This window comes from Microbacterium kyungheense (genome assembly GCF_006783905.1).
Lineage (GTDB): Bacteria > Actinomycetota > Actinomycetes > Actinomycetales > Microbacteriaceae > Microbacterium > Microbacterium kyungheense.
The window spans coordinates 46,384-62,476 of record NZ_VFPE01000006.1 but is presented as its reverse complement, the minus strand read 5'-3'; the positions used below and the strand labels follow the sequence as shown (position 1 = coordinate 62,476).

Genomic DNA, 16,093 nt, shown 5'->3' with positions numbered 1-16,093 from the left:
CGCTCAGTGCGCCGTGCGCACGCCGATCAGGTCGTGCACGAGCACCGCTGCGGCGCGGGCGCCCTGGCCCGCCGCGACGATGAGCTGCTGGGGGCCCGGCGAAGCGGCATCCCCCGCCGAATACAGCCCCGCGACCGACGTGCGCCCCGAGCGGTCGGTCACGAGGTTGCCGAACGGATCGCGCTCGAGGTCGATGCCGGTGAGGAAGTCGAGAGCAGGATGCCACTGCGGGCGCACGAAGCCGCCCTCGATGCCGATCCGCGTGCCGTCGACCAGCCGCACCGCCGCGACCGTCCCGCGGTCGCCTTCGAGGTCGTCGATGGCGCGGCGTTCGACCACGATCCCCGAGGCCGCGAGCTCGGCCTCCTCGACGGTGTCGACCGCCTCCGAGCCGTTCGTGAACACGGTCAGCCGGTCGGTCCAGCGGGCGATCAGCCGGGCGCGGGCCGCGAGGTCGGGCGTCTCGCCGATGAGGGCGAGCGGGCGGTCCTGCAGCTCCCACGCGTCGCACGCGGCGCAGCTGAACACCGTCATGCCGTAGAACGCGCGCAGGCTCGGGATGTCGGGCAGCGTCTCGCGCAGACCGGTCGCCACGAGCACCGATCGTGCGGAGAGGGCGGGAGGGATGCCGGCGGCCCGGCCGCTGAGCGCCGCGATGAAGCGGCCCTCGCCGCATTCGCGCTGCTGCACGGCGGTCACCACCGCGCGGTCGAGGATGCGGACGTTCGGGTACGCGGCGAGCTCGGCACGGGCCAGCTTGCGCAGCTCGAGCGGCGGCACGCCGTCGCGCGTCAGGAACCCGTGCGAGCGCAGCGTCGCCGCATTGCGCGGACGGCCCGCGTCCACCAGCACCACCGAGGCGCGGGCGCGACCGAGGTTGAGCGCGGCCGAGAGGCCGGCCGGGCCGCCGCCCACGATGACGACGTCGACCTCGGTCGGAGGCGCGGCCGCGTCAGTCATGGCCGTCTCCTTGCGGGGGCAGGGCCTCGATGATCGGGTGGTCCTTGTGGATCACGCCGACCTTGGCTGCGCCGCCGGGCGAGCCGATGTCGTCGAAGAACTCGACGTTGGCCTTGTAGTAGTCCTGCCACTCGTCGGGCAGGTCGTCCTCGTAGTAGATCGCCTCGACCGGGCACACCGGCTCGCAGGCGCCGCAGTCCACGCACTCGTCCGGGTGGATGTACAGCGACCGGTCACCCTCGTAGATGCAGTCCACCGGACACTCGTCGATGCAGGCGCGGTCCTTCACATCGACGCACGGCAGCGCGATGACGTAGGTCACGGGACGAGCGCTCCGCGCGAGATCTGCACCTGCTCGTCTCGCGGCACGACCTTGACGCGCTCGCGCGTGTGCTCGTGGGTCGCGCCCAGTTCGCGCTCGTGTGCGTCGAGGGCGAGCCAGCCGTCCCATGTGGTGAAGGCGACCTCGCGCTCGTCGAGCAGGTCCAGCACGTCGCCGTCGACGGCGGGCGGTGTCAGGCGTCCCGCCTCGGCGTCAGCCACGAGATGCGCGATCGTCTCCATCGCGTCGGACTTCGTGTGGCCGATGAGGCCGACCGGTCCGCGCTTGATCCAGCCGGTGGCGTACAGGCCTGCGATCACCGGGGCGTCGGTGTCACCCGTGGTTGAAGCATCCCTCACCCGTCCTTCGACGTTCGAGACGACGCCGGCGCGCTCGTCGAACGGCGCATCGATCACGGGCGTGCCGTAGTAGCCGACGGCGCGGTACACCTGCTGCACCGCGAACTCGCGGAACTCGCCGGTGCCCCGCACGCGGCCGTCGCCGATCGGCTCGTTCCGTTCGAAGCGGATGCCGCTCACGCCGGTCTCGGCGGACCCCAGGACCTCGACAGGCGAGTGGTAGAAGTGCAGGTGCAGGCGGCGGGAGGCACCCGTCGACTCCCGCGTGCGCCAGCTGTTCAGGATGCGCAGCATGACCTTGAGCTGGTTGTTCGCGGCGCCGGTCGGATCGGCGTCGATGAAGTCCTCGTCGTGGACCACGATGTCGACGTCGGGCACCTCGCCGAGCTCGCGCAGCTCGATCGGCGTGAACTTGATGTCGCCGGGGCCACGGCGGCCGAACACGTGCACGTCGGTGACGGCCGAGGACTCCAGGCCCGCCAGCACGTTGTCGGCGATCTCGGTCGGGCGCAGGTCGACGGCGTGCTTCGCGAGCACGCGGGCGACGTCGAGCGCCACGTTGCCGTTGCCGATGACCGCGACCTCACGCTGGTCGAGCGGCCATTCGGTGGGCACGTCGGGGTGGCCGTCGTACCAGGCCACGAAGTCCGCCGCGCCGAACGAGCGGGGCAGGTCGATCCCGGGGATGTCGAGTGCGGCGTCGCGGATGGCGCCGGTCGCGAGGATCACGGCGTCGTAGCGTTCCTGCAGCTCGGCGAGCGAGATGTCGCGGCCGACCTCGACGTTGCCGATGAAACGCGTCGTGCCGGCATCCAGCATCTCGTGCAGCGAGTTGACGATGCCCTTGATGCGAGGGTGGTCGGGTGCGACGCCGTAGCGGATGAGGCCGTACGGCGCCGGCAGCGACTCGAACAGGTCGATGGCGACGCGATATGAACCCGGTTCCTGAGCCTGTCGAAGGGCGGCGACCGTGTTGGTCAGGATGTTGCCCGCGTAGATGCCGGCGGGGCCGGCGCCGACGATCGCGACGCGGAGGGACGGGAGATTCGACGAGGTCACGAGAGAGGGGCCTTCCGGATCAGTGGGTCGTAGGAGTCGAGTGCGAGGGTCGCGAGCTCCGCGGGCGCGTACGGGCTCAGCCGGACGACGTCGCCCACGACGACGACCGCGGGCGAGCGCACGCCGCGCGCGGCGGCCTGGTGCGCGATGGTCGAGAGGGTGCCGACGGTGACACGCTGACCGCTGCCGTAGCCGTCCTCGACGATCGCCACGGGGCAGTCTCCGCCGCGGTCGCCGCGGGCGAGGGTGATCGCCGAGTTGGCGAGCGTGCCGACGCCCATGAGCAGGACGGCGGTGTGGTCGCGTCCGCCGCCGAGCGCCTCGATCTGGTCGTGCGCGGTCGCGACGGTGAAGGCCGTCGCGACGCCGCGATGCGTGAGAGGGATGCCGGCGACCGCGGGCACCGAGACGGCGCTGGTGATGCCGGGCACGACCTCGACGACGACGCCGGCCTCCTGGCACGCCAGCAGCTCCTCGCCGCCGCGGCCGAACACGTACGGGTCGCCCCCTTTGAGCCGCACGACGGTCTTTCCGTCCCGTGCGAGCTGCACCAGGAGGGCGTTGATCGCGTCCTGCGGAACGGCGTGGTGGCCCGGGCGCTTTCCGACGTCGACGACCTCGGCGGTCAGCGTCACGCCGTCGGCGGCCAGGCCGTCGAGCACGGCGCGGGCTCCGAGCCGGTCGGCGACGATGACGTCGGCGGCTTCGAGGGCGCGCAGCCCCTTGATCGTGAGCAGGCCGGCGTCGCCGGGGCCGGCCCCGACGAGCCAGACCTTTCCGGTGCGTGTGGTGGTCATCGTGCGCCTCCCGCGACGAGGAGTCCCCGGCGCTTCAGCATCCGCCGCTCCAGCGGCCCGAAGAAGACCAGCTCGATGAGGATGCCGATCGCGAGGATCAGGATGATGGTCGCCAGCACGCCGGCGAGGTCGGCGAGTTCGCGCGACTGCTGCAGCATCGAGCCGAGCCCGAAGCCGATCGTGCCGCCGACCGCGATGATCTCGGCCGCCATGAGAGAGCGCCACGAGAACGCCCAGCCCTGCTTGAGGCCGGCCAGGTAGCCGGGAAGAGCGGCCGGAAGGATCACCGACGTGGCCAGCTGCCAGCGCGAGGCGCCCAGCACCGTGCCGACGCGCCGCAGCTGCGGCGGCACCTGGTCGATGCCGGCGATGAGGCCGTTGACGATGGACGGGATCGCGCCCATCAGGATCACGAAGTACACGGTGGCGTCCGACAGGCCGAACCAGATGATCGCGGCGGGCACCCACGCGACCGACGGCAGCACCTGCAGGCCCGAGATGATGGGGCCGACGGCGCGGCGGATCGGCCGCACCTCCGCCAGCAGCAGACCGATGGGCGTGCCCACGACGATCGCGATGACGAAGCCGATGACGCCGCGCTCCAGGCTCGTGACGACCGCCTGCTGCAGGCGCCCGGCATCCCAGGCGTCGCCGAGGGCCGCGACGACGTCCGCCGGACCGGGGACGATGTCGGGACGGGGCTGCGCGAGCACGACGTACAGCTGCCACGCCACGATGAGCAGGATCACGAAGACGATCGGCGGCAGCACGCTCGAGGCGAAGCGGCGCCAACGGCCGGGACCGGTGTCGGCATCCGTCTGCAGCTTGTCCAGGCCGGACGCGAGGCTGCGCAGGTCGTCGGGGACGACCGTGGCCGGATCACCCAGCGAACGGCCCACGACGGTGGGGGTCTCAAGCGGCATTTCGGCGGATCTCCTTGCGCAGCTGGTCGGTGATCTCGACCGACAGGGCGGCGACCTCGGGCGACTCGATGCGCCGGCCGGTGGTCTTCGCGATCCGCCACTCCTGCACGATCCGGCCGGGGCGGCTGCCCATGAGCACGACGCGCTGCCCGAGGCGCGCGGCCTCGCGCACGTTGTGGGTGACGAACACGATCGTGCGGCCGGTGGCGCGCCACACGCGCTCCAGCTCCTCGTGCAGCAGGTCGCGCGTGATGGCGTCGAGCGCGGCGAACGGCTCGTCCATCAGCAGCACGGGCCGATCCTGCGCGAGGGCGCGCGCGAGGGCCACGCGCTGGCGCATGCCGCCCGAGAGCTCGTGCGGGCGCTTGTCGGCGGCATCCGCGAGGTTCACCGCGTCCAGCAGCGACAGCGCCTTCTCGCCGCGCTCGGAACGCGGGACGCCACGCAGGCGCAGCGCCAGCTCGACGTTGCGGCGCGCCGTGAGCCACGGCATGAGCGCGGACTCCTGGAACATCACGGCCGAGCCCCCGGCGGGCGTCTCGATGGCGCCCGCCGTGGGCTTGTCGAGTCCCGCGATGAGGTTGAGGAGCGTGGACTTGCCGCATCCCGAGGCGCCCAGCAGGCACACGAACTCGCCCGGCGCGATGTCGAGCGACACGTCGTCGAGCACGACCGGGCCGTTGCCGAACCGCTTGGACACGCCGTCGATGCGGACGGCCGGAGCGGATGCCGCAGCCGCGGGCGGGACCGGCGCGACGCCGTCGAAGCTCGGGCCGAGCAGGTTCACGGGCTTGTCGCCCTGCCGTGCGGGCGCGCCCGCCTCCGGGGCCGCGCTGGCGGACCCGGAGGCGGAAGCGGGAGCGGTGCTCATGAGTGTCAGTCCTCGCCGAGCCCGGCGGCCGAGACGGTGTCTTCACCCTCCGCTGCGAGCTGCTTGTTGAGCAGGCGCAGGTCGAAGAGCCCGTCGATCGAGCCCTCCTTCTGCGTGCCCGCGTCGACGCCGTTCTGCACGAGCGTCTCGAAGGTGTCGGCGGCCGGGTCGACCGAGAACGTCACGTGCTCCAGGGCGCGCTCGATGACGGCGTCGTCGAGCGGCTTGCCGGTCTCCTTCTCGATCGCGCCGTTGATCACGGCGGGCGCCTCGTCGGGGTTGTCGGCGATCCACTGCACGGCCGCCTCGTGACCCTTCAGCAGCTCGGCGACCACATCGGGGTGCTCGTCGAGGAACTGCTTGCGCACGAGCAGCACGGTCGTCGGGAACTCGCCGTCATCCCAGAGGTCGGCCTCGTCCTGCAGCACGTGCGCGCCGGCGTCGACGATCAGGCGCGAGACCCACGGTTCGGGCAGCCACGCGCCGTCGAGCTGGCCCTGCTGGAAGAGGGTCAGCGTCTGCGCGTTCTCGGTGGGCGTCACGTGCACGTCGCCGCCCCCTGACGTGTCGGTCTCGTAGCCCTCGTCGCCGAGCCACTTGCGCAGCGCCACATCCTGCGTGTTGCCGAGCTGCGGCGAGGCCAGCGTCGTGCCCTTCAGATCGTCGGGCGAGTCGATGCCGTCGCGCACCACGAGCGCCGCGCCGCCGATCGCCGCGCCCGCGACGATCCGGGCGGACGCGCCGCCGGACTGGATGAACGTGTTGATGGACGGGTTCGGGCCGATGTAGGTCGCGTCGATCGCGCCGGCCGACAGCGCCTCGATCGCGGCGGGACCGGCGTTGAACACCTGCGTGGTGATCTTCACGTCGTCGCCGAGCGCGTCGGCGAACAGGCCCTCTTCGAGGCCGACGAGTGCCGGTGCGTGCGTGACGTTGGCGAAGTAGCCGAGGCGCACCTCGCTGACCGACGGCCCGTCGGACGTGGCCGCGGGCTTCTCGTCCGCGGCGGCGGAGGCGCAGCCGGCCATCATGGCCGCTACGAGTCCCAGGGTTGTGAGTGCTGTCGTGGTGCGGATGATGTTCTTCACGGTGTCGCCTCCTTAGGTCGGGTGGTGCTCGGGGTGGGAGTGTGCGCCTCAGCGCACGATGCCGGCGGCGAGCGTCGCGCCGTCGGACGGATGGATCACGAGGAACGAGCCCCCGTGGCGGCTGGTGCGGTACGGCTCCAGCGGCAAGTCGGCCGCCAGGCGCAGCCGCACGCGGCCGATGTCGTTGGTCTGCAGCGCCTGCGCGGGCTCGTGCGTGAGCGCGTCGAGGTCGTAGCGCGACTCGATCTGCGCCACGATCGCCTGCACGGTCGCGGTGCCGTGCTTGACGAGGACGCGGATGCCGGGGGTCAGCGCCCGCGCGTCGAGCTGGAACAGCTCGGCGTCGAACTCGCGCTGCGGAGCGGGCAGTGTGCCGGCGGCGACGACGAGCGCACCGCGGGCGGCATCGATGTCGGCGTCGAACTCGAGCGACACGGACTGGGGCGCGGTCGCCTCGGCGACCTCGGCGCCCGCCGAGCGGATGCCGCTGACCGTGGCCGCCGTGCCCGCGGGGAAGAGCTCGACGCGGTCGCCGACGCGCACGACGCCGCTGGAGATGCGGCCCGCGACGGCGCGGTAGTCGCGCAGCCGCTCGGCCTCATCCGCGGGGATGCCCGGCGCCAGGCCGCCCTGCGGGCGCAGCACGAGCTGCACCGGCAGGCGCAGCGGCTCGAGGTCGTGCTCCAGCTCGTCGGCCGCGGGCAGGGTCTCGAGCAGCTCGAGCAGCGCGGGGCCGTCGTACCAGGGCGTGCGCTCCGAGCGGTCGACGATGTTGTCGCCCTCCAGCGCCGAGACCGGCAGCACGTGCAGGTCGTCGATGCCGAGTTCGGCGGCGACGGCCTGCGCCTGTGCCGCGACGTCGGCGAAGGCATCCGCCGAGAACCCGATGAGGTCGATCTTGTTGACCGCCACGATCACATGGGGAACGCGCAGCAGGGCCACGACGGCCAGGTGTCGCCGAGTCTGCTCGAGCACGCCCTTGCGGCCGTCCACGAGCACGATCACAGCGTCGGCGGTGGTGGCGCCGGTGACCATGTTGCGCGTGTACTGCACGTGACCCGGGCAGTCCGCCAGGATGAACGACCGTGCGCCGGTGGAGAAGTACCGGTACGCGACGTCGATCGTGATGCCCTGCTCGCGCTCGGCGCGCAGGCCGTCGGTCAGCAGGGCGAAGTCGAAGGCCCCGTGGGCGAATCCGCGGTCGGCGGACGTGCGGGCGACCTGCTCGAGCTGGTCGGCGAGGATCGCCTTCGAGTCGTGCAGCAGACGCCCGACGAGCGTCGACTTGCCGTCGTCGACCGAGCCCGCCGTCGCGAAGCGGAACAGCGTGCTCGTCTGCGTGAGTGTCGCGGTCATCAGAAGTACCCGTCCTTCTTGCGGTCCTCCATGGCCGCCTCGCTGAGGCGGTCGTCGGCACGGGTCGCGCCGCGCTCGGTGAGGGTCGACACGGCGACCTCGGCGACGATCGCAGCGAGGTCGGCGGCATCCGATTCGACGGCTCCGGTGCAGCTCATGTCGCCGACCGTGCGATAGCGCACGGTGCGCACCTCGACCGTCTCGTCCGCCAGCGGGGGCGAGAACGGGCCGACCGGGCGCCACATGCCGTCGCGCTCGTAGACCTCGCGCTCGTGGGCGAAGTACAACGGCGGCAGTGCGATGCCCTCGCGCTCGATGTACTGCCACACGTCGAGCTCGGTCCAGTTCGAGATCGGGAACGCGCGCACATGCTGGCCGGGCGTGTGGCGGCCGTTGTACAGGCTCCACAGCTCGGGGCGCTGGTTGCGCGGATCCCACTGGCCGAACTCGTCCCGCAACGAGATGATGCGCTCCTTGGCGCGCGCCTTGTCCTCGTCGCGCCGGGCGCCACCGAAGACCGCGTCGTGGCGGCCGGCGGCGATGGCGTCCAGCAGCGGCAGGGTCTGGAGCGGGTTGCGGGTGCCGTCGGCGCGCTCCTGCAGGCGGCCGTCGTCGATGTAGTCCTGCACGCGGGCGACCTCGAGGCGGATGCCGAGGCGCTCGACGGTCTCGTCGCGGAAGGCCAGCACCTCGGGGAAGTTGTGCCCGGTGTCGACATGCAGCACCGGGAAGGGCACCTTGCCGGGCGCGAAGGCCTTGGTGGCCAGGTGCAGCACCACGACGGAGTCCTTGCCGCCCGAGAACAGCAGCACGGGCCGCTCGAACTCGGCGACGACCTCGCGGATCACGTGGATCGCCTCGGCCTCGAGCAGGTCGAGGGTCGACAGTCCACGGGTTCGGTCGCCTGGCTCGGAGATATCGCCGTAGTCGGAGATCTCGGGTGAATCGGTCCGAGTCTCGCCGGATCTCCGAGTCTCGCGGGCGGTGGTCGAGAGGGTCATACGTGCAGCCCGCATTCCGTCTTAGAAGATCCGGCCCAGCGGCCGGACCGGGGGTCTTCGCCGGCGGCGACCGGCTTGGTGCACGGCTCGCAGCCGATGGAGGGGTAGCCGAAGCCGACCAGCAAGTTGACGGGGGCCTTGTGTGCGGCGGCGTACTCCAGCACGTCGTCGAAGCTCCACGCGGCGACCGGGTTCACCTTGACGAGGCCGTTGCGCTCGTCCCACGTCACCAGCGGGGTGTTCGTGCGCGTGGGCGCCTCGTCGCGGCGGACGCCCGTGAACCACACCTCGTACCCGCCGAGCGCGTCCTGGAGGGGCGCCACCTTGCGGCGTGCGCAGCACAGGCCCGGGTCGCGCTCGAACAGCTTGGCGCCGAACTCGGCGTCCTGCTCGGCGACGGTCTGATCGGGGGTGATGTCGACGATCCGCACGTCCAGGGCGCGCTGCACCTCGTCGCGCGTCGCGTACGTCTCGGTGAAGTGGTACCCGGTGTCGAGGAACAGCACGTCCACGCCCGGCAGCTGCTCGGCCACGACGTGGGGAAGCGCGGCGTCGGCCATCGAGCAGGCGACGGCGGCGGCATCCACCGAGAAGTTGCGGGCCACCCACGCCACGACTTCGGCAGCCGAGGCCTCGTGATCGGTCAGGCTGCCGAGCTCTTCGTTGGCGCGCTCGGCGAGTGCCCTGAGCTCTTCGTGCGAGCGCTTGACGGCGACGCGGGGTGCGAGCGAGACGGTCACTGGAGTGCCTCCTCTTCGGCGCGATGCGCCCACTGGGCGAACGTCTCGTCGGCGGCGGCATCCCGATCGGCGAGGAAGCGGGTGACCACGCGCTCGACGTAGTCGGCGATGCCGTCGGCGGCCACCTTCAGGCCGCGGACGGTGCGGCCGAGGCCGGGCTCGTCGCGGTCCTGCGAGGCGAGACCGCCGCCCAGGTGCACCTGGTAGCCGGGGACCTGCTCGCCGTCGATCGTGACGAGCTGGCCCTTGAGGCCGATGTCGGCGGTCTGGATGCGGGCGCACGAGTTGGGGCAGCCGTTGACGTGCAGCGAGATCGGATGCGGCAGCTCGAAGCCCTTGAGACGCTCTTCGAGGTCGAGCACGGCTGCCGTCGCGTTGACCTTGGTCTCTACGATCGCCAGCTTGCAGAACTCGATGCCGGTGCACGCGATCGTGCCGCGACGGATGAGGCTGGGCCGCGCCTGCAGTCCGAGCTCGTCGAGCTCGGCGATGAGGGGCTCCACGTGCTCTTCGGGCACGTCGAGGATGACGATCTTCTGGTGGGGCGTCGTGCGCAGGCGCGCGGAGCCGTGCGCCTCGGCGATCTCGGCGAGGCGGGTCAGCGTCGGGCCCGAGACCCGGCCGACGATCGGCGTCACGCCGACGTAGAAGCGGCCGTCCTTCTGCTTGTGCACGCCGACGTGGTCGCCGGGCGTCGCGGGCTTCCGCGCGGCGGGGCCGTCGGCGAGCTCGTACCCGAGGTACTCGTCCTGCAGCACCTGGCGGAACTTCTCGGTGCCCCACTCTGCGAGCAGGAACTTCAGGCGCGCCTTGTTGCGCAGCCGCCGGTAGCCGTAGTCCCGGAAGATCTGGGTCACGCCGTGCCAGGCATCCACCACCTGATCCGGGCGGACGAACGTGCCCAGGCGCTCGCCGAGGCGCGGCGTGGTCGACAGCGCGCCGCCGACCCACAGGTCATAGCCGACGCCCAGCTCGGGGTGCTCGACGGCGACGAAGGCGACGTCGTTGATCTCGTGCACGACGTCCTGGCTGGGGTGACCGGTGATGGCCGTCTTGAACTTGCGCGGCAGGTTCGACAGGGTCGGGTCGCCGATGAACCGGCGCGAGATCTCTTCGATCTGCGGCGTCGGGTCGAGCAGCTCGTCGGCGGCGATGCCGGCGACGGGGGACCCCAGGATGACGCGCGGCACGTCGCCGCACGCCTCGGTGGTGCGCAGGCCCACGGCCTCGAGGCGGCGCCAGATCTCGGGCACGTCCTCGACGCGGATCCAGTGCAGCTGGATGTTCTGCCGGTCGGTGATGTCGGCGGTGCCCCGAGCGAACTCCGTCGAGATGCCGCCGATGACCCGCAGCTGCTCGGTGGTCAGCTGCCCGCCGTCGATGCGGACACGGAACATGAAGTACTCGTCCTCGAGCTCTTCGGGCGTGAGGGTCGCGGTGCGGCCGCCGTCGATGCCGGGCTTGCGCTGCGTGTAGAGGCCCCACACGCGGAAGCGCCCGTGCAGGTCGGTCGGATCGATGCTGTGGAAGCCGCCCTTCGAGTACACGTTCTCGATGCGCTCGCGCACGCTCAGGCCGTCGTCGACCTGCTTCCACTCCTCGTTGCCGTTGAGGGGCGCCTTGCCGTCGATCTTCCACTGCCCGTTGGGCTTGGACGACGGGCGCGGAGGGCGCACGGCCGCGCGCGGACGCTCCGCGGCGTGCGGTTCGGTGTCGCTGATGGTCACGGTGCCTCCGGGGTGGATCCCGGGGCGCGCCCCGGGCGGGACTCTAGCGAGTCCATTCCGTGAGGCTAGAAGCGGCGACCGCGTCGGCCTATCCGAGCGTCAAGTGACGTTAACCGGCGTAACCCTGCGTCACACACTTGCAGCGGCGTTGCTTTGTGGACTCAGTCCGACAAAGCGGCGGTGTCGTTGTAGCGGTCCACGACGAGGTCGACGAGGGATGCCGGCGGCTCATCGCTCCCGAGCAGCGGCGGCGCGACCGTGGCTCCGCCCGACAGCGTCACGGCGAGGTCGTGGAAGTACCCCGGCGCGAGCAGGTAGTTCGCGAGGACGACCCGGCCGCCGGCGGACCCGACGGCGACGTCCAGCCGCGGATCGGCGGCGGCGAGGAACCCGACGCCGACGGGGCGCCCGAGTCGTGCGCCCAGCATCCGTGCCGTCACCCGGCAGTCCTCGTTGGCGCGGTCGTCGCTCGACCCTGCGACCGCGAGCACGAGCGTGTCGTCCGGTGCCGGTGCGACGCCGGCCAGACGACTGACGAGGGCATCGACCAGGCGCTCGTCCGGCCCGAGCGCCGGGGCGATCGTCACGCCGTCGCGGCCCGCTGACTGCTGGATCAGGTCGACGCGGACGTGGTAGCCCGCCGACAGCAGCAGCGGGACGATGACGACCGGCGTCCCGGTCGGGATCGCGTCGAGGGATGCCGCCACGTCGGGCTGCTGCACGTCGACATGCCCGAGGCGCACGATCGTGTCGGGCAGGCGCCGGGCGACGGCGCCGACGAGGGCGGCCACGGCCGCCTGCCCCTCGGGCGAGGACGTGCCGTGCGAGATCGCGAGGAGCGCCGGACGGGTCACGCCCCCATTGTGCCCGGCGCATGTGTCGCGCGCGTGACGCGGGTCGCGGCATCCACTCGGTCCTGACGCAGCCGCGGATCCGCGCATGCGGACGCGAGACGCGACACGCCGGTCGGGGAAGTCCCCGACCGGCGTGTCGACGCGTCGATCCGCGGATGCGGATCCGATTCTGCGTGGAGGGATGCTGCGCTCAGGCGTCGCGGGCCTCGCGGCCGCGCGCGAACCCGGCGTCGAAGCCGCGCTCGTACGCCTCCTGTGCGCGGCGACCGCCGCCGTGGCCGTGCCCGCCGTGGTGCGGCTGGTCGTGGTGACCGTGGCCGCCGTGCGGGTGATCGTGGCCCCCGGCGTCCTCAGCCTGCGGGCCGTGGCCGTGGCCGTAGCCGCGCATGGGCTCGTCGCCGCGCTCGGCGGGACGGCCGGGGCGACCCGGACCGAACCCGCGGTGGCGATTCGGGCCGAAGCCGTAGCGCAGCGCGGGGTCGAGCGGAGCGTCGAAGCGCGGTCCGAAGCCGGGGCCGAAGGGGCCGAAGCCCGGGGCGCCGAACGGCGGGCGGCCGAAGCCGCGACCGAACCCGGGGCGGCCGAAGCCGCGCTCGGCGGCCGTCGCCTCGTCCCAGCCCAGTTCGCGCGCGATGGCCTCGAGCGAGGCGGTGAGCTGCGTGTACGCGTCGTCGCCGATCGCGCCGGCCACGCGCGAGCGGATGCCGTCGACGATGGCGCCGATGCGCTCCTTCTCGGCGCGGCCGATATCGGTGAGCACCCAGGTGCCGTCGCCCTGTTCGAGCACCCAGCCGCGGTCTTCGAGCGACCGCAGGCGCTTGCCCTTGCGGGCGAGGCGCTCGCTGAGACCGGGTGCGTCGACGTCGCCCGACAGCACGTTCAGCACCATCCAGTCGCGACGCGAGACGCCTTCGGCGTCCAGCGACTCGGCGAAGGCGCCCGAGATCAGGGCGTCGACGGTGCGCAGCCAGTAGCCGAGCGGGCGCTCCGTGCGAGGGGTGCCGGTGCTCTCTTCATTCTGATTCATGTCGTCCATGAGAAGTCCTTTCGATGGCGGCCGGCGGGTCCGGCCGCGAATTACATGTCTGTGTGCATGTACATGCAGTGTGACATGGACTTGGAGTGCATGTCAAGTCACATGTAAATTGGGCTCATGCCGTCCGCACCCGACGACCCCTCCGATGCCATCGCCGCAGCCCTTGCACGTCTGCGAGGACGCCGGATGCCGCGACCGCCGTGGACCGAAGGCCCCGGGCCGCGGGGAGCGGGCCCGCACGGGCACGGCCACGCCGGCCCTCGCGGCATGCACGGAGCGCACGGGCTGGACGCCGACGGGCCGGACGCGGCCCCCGGGCGCGGCGGTCCGTGGGGCCGCGGAATGCCGGCCGGGCACGGCGGACCGCCATGGGGCGGGGGCGGCGGGCGCTTCGGCGGCCCCGCGCGCATGCGGCTGCTCGAGGCGCTGGCTGCGGCATCCCATCCGCTCTCGGTCGGCGAGATCGCCGACGCCGTCGGCGTGGATCAGCCGCGCGCGTCGCGGCTCGTGCAGCAGTCCGTCGAGCTGGGCCTGGTGCGTCGCGAAGCCGATCCCGATGACGCCCGCCGCACCCGCGTGGCGCTGACGGATGCCGGCACGCGACTCGTGCGCGGGTTCCGGGGGGAGCGGCGCGAGGCGATCGACGCCGCGCTCGCCGCGTTCACCGACGCCGAGCGCGCCGAGCTCGCCCGTCTGCTGACGAAGCTCGCCGACTCCTGGCCCGGCGCCTGACGGGGTCGCTCAGGTCGTCTGACCGATCACCGGCGACCTGCTGCGGCGCGGCGCGGGCGCGCCCGCCCCGATGCGCGGCTCAGAAGCTCGTGACGAGCTCGCTGAGCACGGCCTCGAGCTTGGACGGGTCGGTCGCGTCGTAGTAGTGCGCGCCCGTCGCGCTCGAGATCGACTGCAGGGTCGGCACATCCGCGTCGGCTCCGTACGCGAGCGTGAAGATCAGCACCGGGGTGGCGTGGTGCATGTCCTTCAGGTCGGCGATCATCTGCTCGGCGCCGATGGTCGGGGCGTTCGGCGTGTCGTTCTTGCCGTCGCTGAGCAGCACGATGGCGTTGATGTGGTCGCTCGTCCACGAGGCGGCCTGCTGCTTCGCGAAGTCGTCGACCGCCTGGTACAGCGGGGTGTCGCCCATCGAGGTGATGCCGTTCAGCGCGCCCAGGAAGCCGTCGCGCGATGTGCCGATGTCGGCGACCGGCGACACGAGGCCCGGCACCAGGGCGCCGTCGGGCGATTGCGCGAACCCGGCGAGACCGACGTCGTCGCCCGACGTGAAGTGCCCGAGCGCCGCCTCGATCGCCTTGCGCGCCTGCGTCAGCTTGGTGTCGCTCGGCGAGATCGGCTCGTCCATCGACCCCGACACGTCGAGGAGGAACAGCACGTTGGCGCGCTTGCGGACGTCGGGGAACGACGCCTGCACGGCGGTCACGACGTCGGCGCCGGGGAAGGCGAGCGCGGTGGTCAGCTCGTCTGAGAGCTGGCCGACCTTCTGCACGCTCTCGTCGAGCGCGCGGTTGAGGTCGCGGTAGCCCGCGCCCCGCACGACCGACTGGCCCTGCGCCGTGAGCGCGTAGCGGATGAAGTCTGCGGCGGCCTCGGACTCGACCGGGTCGATCCAGGCGCCGGTGAGCCGCATGGCGGGGTTGTCTGCGGCGTAGTAGCCGTCGGTCGGGTAGATCGGGATCAGCTGCTCGGCCGGCGGATCCGCCTGCGTGCGCGTGATGCCGTCGCGGCTGGTGATGCCGCGGTTGTAGTCCCACACCGACTTCTCGTCGACGATCACGGCCGACAGGAAGTCGGCGGAGGAGCCGGATGCCTCGGCCTGGCGCGCGTGCCACAGGAAGTGCTCGGGCGTGGCCATGTAGTGGCTCGTGGAGGTCTCGTTCTCGTGGACGGTGGCCTGCACCGCGGGGTCGTCGACCTCGGCGGCCGTGAGATCGGCGAGCGAGCCGGCGGCCGTGCCGTACGACGCGTACATCGCCGCCTCGCCCGACGTGGCGACGAGAGGGCTCGTCTTGCCGAGCTTGAACGCGCCCCACTCGGGGTGGCCGAGTCCGCTCCAGAGGTCGGCATCCCCGGCGGATTCGAACACGTCGGACCACGTCGGCGCCTCTGAGGACCAGCCGATCGCCTGGGCCAGGGGCTTGGGCATCGCGAGCACGATGTTCGAGATCGCGACGCTCGTCCCCTCGCGGCCGATCGCCGTCGCACCCTCGGACTGCGCGACATCGACCCAGGTGGACGAGTCGGGCAGCCACACGATGGGCTTCTCGTCGTCGGGGGAGTTCGGGAAGCCGGCGGCCACGACAGCGGCCGCCGCACCCGACTTCTCTTTGCTCGAGGTCACCGTGACGCACGAGCCGGCGACGTTGCGCGGCTGGGCGTTGTAGGCGTTCGCGAGACTCTCGACCATCTCGGCGTTCTCGAACGACGAGAGCACGCGCACGGTGACGCACGGCTCGGCGCCGGCGGTGGCGGCAGGCTCGTCCTGCGGGAAGACGATGGGCTTCACGACGGCCGGGGCCGCCGGAGGCGGGTCGGCAGCCGCGGCCGCGCCGGAGCCGGCGAGGTTCGAGACGATCGCGTACGACACCGTGCCGATCGAGCCGACCAGCACGACGATGCCGGCGACGGTCGTCCACAGCATGATCTGCTTGCGTCGCTTGCGGCGCCGCTCACGCCGCTCGTCCATCGCGGTCGGCCGGCCCGGCTTCGCGCCGGCGGGCTTGGTGGCCGAGGGGCCGGAGGGGCCTGAGGACCCGGCGGAGGGGGTCGATCCGGTCGGCGTCCAGCCGGTGGCGGCGGTCGCGGAGGGCACCGGTGCGGGCGACGGATCGGGGACGGAAGAGGTCGGCAACGCTGCCGTCGGGGGCGGTGAGGACTGGCCGCGGCGAGGTCCGGGCGCGTCCTCGTCGCCGCGCGTGCGATCGCGCATCAAGGCATCCTCGAGGTCGGGTCTGGCCGTGAGGCCGATCGGGGGGTTTACCGGCC

At 72.2% G+C, this 16,093-nt stretch carries 15 protein-coding genes; 1 reads left to right on the top strand and 14 read right to left on the bottom strand.

Annotated elements, in window-relative coordinates; genetic code table 11:
* Positions 1–3: 3 nt before the first annotated feature.
* The 13 genes from FB391_RS16355 to FB391_RS16295 all read right to left on the bottom strand — a co-directional run bounded on the left by FB391_RS16355 (position 4) and on the right by FB391_RS16295 (position 13,093).
* On the bottom strand, positions 4–960 hold the full coding sequence (locus tag FB391_RS16355) for an NAD(P)/FAD-dependent oxidoreductase (protein ID WP_141896155.1): 957 nt from the start codon (positions 958–960) through the stop codon (positions 4–6).
* On the bottom strand, positions 953–1,282 hold the full coding sequence (fdxA, locus tag FB391_RS16350; protein WP_141896154.1) for a ferredoxin: 330 nt from the start codon (positions 1,280–1,282) through the stop codon (positions 953–955). The genes FB391_RS16355 and fdxA overlap by 8 nt, the downstream gene beginning before the upstream one ends.
* On the bottom strand, positions 1,279–2,700 hold the full coding sequence (locus FB391_RS16345; protein ID WP_141896152.1) for an FAD-dependent oxidoreductase: 1,422 nt from the start codon (positions 2,698–2,700) through the stop codon (positions 1,279–1,281). The genes fdxA and FB391_RS16345 overlap by 4 nt, the downstream gene beginning before the upstream one ends.
* Positions 2,697–3,497: a uroporphyrinogen-III C-methyltransferase gene (gene cobA / locus FB391_RS16340; protein WP_141896150.1), complete on the bottom strand. Its 801-nt coding sequence runs from the start codon at positions 3,495–3,497 to the stop codon at positions 2,697–2,699. Before cobA ends, FB391_RS16345 begins: the two co-directional genes overlap by 4 nt.
* Positions 3,494–4,420 (bottom strand): ABC transporter permease, encoded by a 927-nt coding sequence (locus FB391_RS16335; RefSeq protein WP_141896148.1) that lies wholly within the window; start codon positions 4,418–4,420, stop codon positions 3,494–3,496. Before FB391_RS16335 ends, cobA begins: the two co-directional genes overlap by 4 nt.
* On the bottom strand, positions 4,410–5,291 hold the full coding sequence (locus FB391_RS16330; RefSeq protein ID WP_141896146.1) for an ABC transporter ATP-binding protein: 882 nt from the start codon (positions 5,289–5,291) through the stop codon (positions 4,410–4,412). Before FB391_RS16330 ends, FB391_RS16335 begins: the two co-directional genes overlap by 11 nt.
* Before the next feature lie 5 nt (positions 5,292–5,296).
* The gene (locus FB391_RS16325; RefSeq protein ID WP_141896145.1) at positions 5,297–6,379 is read right to left on the bottom strand and encodes an ABC transporter substrate-binding protein; all 1,083 of its coding nucleotides are present in this window, start codon (positions 6,377–6,379) and stop codon (positions 5,297–5,299) included.
* Between the two features lie 48 nt (positions 6,380–6,427).
* Positions 6,428–7,735, bottom strand: a complete 1,308-nt coding sequence (locus FB391_RS16320; protein ID WP_141896143.1) for a sulfate adenylyltransferase subunit 1 — start codon at positions 7,733–7,735, stop codon at positions 6,428–6,430.
* Entirely contained in the window at positions 7,735–8,736 is a 1,002-nt protein-coding gene (cysD, locus tag FB391_RS16315; RefSeq protein WP_246093576.1) for a sulfate adenylyltransferase subunit CysD, read from the bottom strand. The genes FB391_RS16320 and cysD overlap by 1 nt, the downstream gene beginning before the upstream one ends.
* Complete coding sequence (locus FB391_RS16310; protein WP_141896141.1) at positions 8,733–9,476, bottom strand: phosphoadenylyl-sulfate reductase; 744 nt, start codon at positions 9,474–9,476, stop codon at positions 8,733–8,735. Before FB391_RS16310 ends, cysD begins: the two co-directional genes overlap by 4 nt.
* Positions 9,473–11,203, bottom strand: coding sequence for a nitrite/sulfite reductase (locus FB391_RS16305; RefSeq protein ID WP_141896139.1), 1,731 nt, complete (start codon positions 11,201–11,203; stop codon positions 9,473–9,475). The genes FB391_RS16310 and FB391_RS16305 overlap by 4 nt, the downstream gene beginning before the upstream one ends.
* A gap of 161 nt (positions 11,204–11,364) precedes the next feature.
* A complete protein-coding gene (locus FB391_RS16300; RefSeq protein WP_141896137.1) occupies positions 11,365–12,057 on the bottom strand; it encodes a sirohydrochlorin chelatase in 693 nt (230 codons plus the stop codon).
* Positions 12,058–12,247: 190 nt separating this feature from the next.
* Complete coding sequence (locus tag FB391_RS16295; protein WP_246093575.1) at positions 12,248–13,093, bottom strand: hypothetical protein; 846 nt, start codon at positions 13,091–13,093, stop codon at positions 12,248–12,250.
* Positions 13,094–13,210: 117 nt separating this feature from the next.
* Here FB391_RS16295 and FB391_RS20010 point away from each other — a divergent pair, with 117 nt between their 5' ends.
* On the top strand, positions 13,211–13,825 hold the full coding sequence (locus tag FB391_RS20010; protein ID WP_246093573.1) for a MarR family winged helix-turn-helix transcriptional regulator: 615 nt from the start codon (positions 13,211–13,213) through the stop codon (positions 13,823–13,825).
* Between the two features lie 79 nt (positions 13,826–13,904).
* Here FB391_RS20010 and FB391_RS16285 read toward each other — a convergent pair whose 3' ends face one another.
* Positions 13,905–16,037 (bottom strand): vWA domain-containing protein, encoded by a 2,133-nt coding sequence (locus FB391_RS16285; protein ID WP_141896135.1) that lies wholly within the window; start codon positions 16,035–16,037, stop codon positions 13,905–13,907.
* Positions 16,038–16,093 lie beyond the last annotated feature (56 nt).

Coding starts and splice junctions, on each gene's coding strand:
- FB391_RS16355 (WP_141896155.1), bottom strand. CDS start 960: ATGACTGACGCGGCCGCGCCTCCGACCGAGGTCGACGTCGTCATCGTG.
- cobA (WP_141896150.1), bottom strand. CDS start 3,497: ATGACCACCACACGCACCGGAAAGGTCTGGCTCGTCGGGGCCGGCCCC.
- FB391_RS16335 (WP_141896148.1), bottom strand. CDS start 4,420: ATGCCGCTTGAGACCCCCACCGTCGTGGGCCGTTCGCTGGGTGATCCG.
- FB391_RS16330 (WP_141896146.1), bottom strand. CDS start 5,291: ATGAGCACCGCTCCCGCTTCCGCCTCCGGGTCCGCCAGCGCGGCCCCG.
- FB391_RS16320 (WP_141896143.1), bottom strand. CDS start 7,735: ATGACCGCGACACTCACGCAGACGAGCACGCTGTTCCGCTTCGCGACG.
- cysD (WP_246093576.1), bottom strand. CDS start 8,736: ATGACCCTCTCGACCACCGCCCGCGAGACTCGGAGATCCGGCGAGACT.
- FB391_RS16295 (WP_246093575.1), bottom strand. CDS start 13,093: ATGGACGACATGAATCAGAATGAAGAGAGCACCGGCACCCCTCGCACG.
- FB391_RS20010 (WP_246093573.1), top strand. CDS start 13,211: ATGCCGTCCGCACCCGACGACCCCTCCGATGCCATCGCCGCAGCCCTT.
- FB391_RS16285 (WP_141896135.1), bottom strand. CDS start 16,037: ATGCGCGATCGCACGCGCGGCGACGAGGACGCGCCCGGACCTCGCCGC.